Annotated in this window: 2 tRNA genes; both read left to right on the forward strand. The window is 59.3% G+C overall.

The features are described from left to right. The first annotated feature begins 33 nt into the window (after window positions 1-33). Window positions 34-107 (forward strand) — tRNA-Cys (locus SFLMC1_RS05900). Between the two features lie 42 nt (window positions 108-149). Beyond that, window positions 150-225, forward strand: a tRNA-Gly gene (locus tag SFLMC1_RS05905). The last annotated feature ends 504 nt before the right edge of the window (window positions 226-729 follow it).

Here is a 729-nt window from a genome sequence, read left to right on the forward strand (position 1 = left end):
GCATTTCCGGACCGTCTCAAGCGGTCCTTTTCCGGCGAAGTGGCCAAGTGGTAAGGCAGAGGCCTGCAAAGCCTTTACCCCCGGTTCGAATCCGGGCTTCGCCTCCAGGCAACATCCGGGCGCTCCGGCGCCCGTTTTGTTTTACATATGCGGACATGGCTCAGTTGGTAGAGCACAACCTTGCCAAGGTTGGGGTCGCGGGTTCGAGCCCCGTTGTCCGCTCCAAGCGCTATAGCCCGACTACGACGGTAGCCGGGCTTTTTCGTATCCATAGCTTGGGCTCGAACCCGAGAGGGAGCGAGCGTTAAGCAAACGCGGAGCGTTTGTAGCGAGCTGGCGAGGTCGCCGGCAGGCGGCCGAAGCCGGTGCGGATCCGCGAAGCGGATACGCGGACGCCCCGTTGTCCGCTCCAACTATCTTACGCGGTTCTAACGAACCGCGTTTTTTGTTGACGCTGCGCGAGCCCCGGATGCCCCATCTTGCCCCTCAATCGTCGGTCGCGTACATAAAGTACGCTTCCCTCCTCTTTCGCGGCAACCTAGGGCATCCGGAGCCCGCTCGCTGTCGCGGCCGGGGGAGTGGGTCTTCCGTTCTTTTCACTAATTGGTCGATCCGTCCCAGGGGGCCCGAGCTTTTTTCAATTATTCGAAAATAGTTCTTGCATTTGGGTTGATCATCCCGTATATTAAATCCTCGCAGGCGGACATGGCTCAGTTGGTAGAGCACAAC

The sequence above is a fragment of the Collinsella aerofaciens genome, assembly GCF_901212495.1.
Taxonomy (GTDB): domain Bacteria; phylum Actinomycetota; class Coriobacteriia; order Coriobacteriales; family Coriobacteriaceae; genus Collinsella; species Collinsella aerofaciens_H.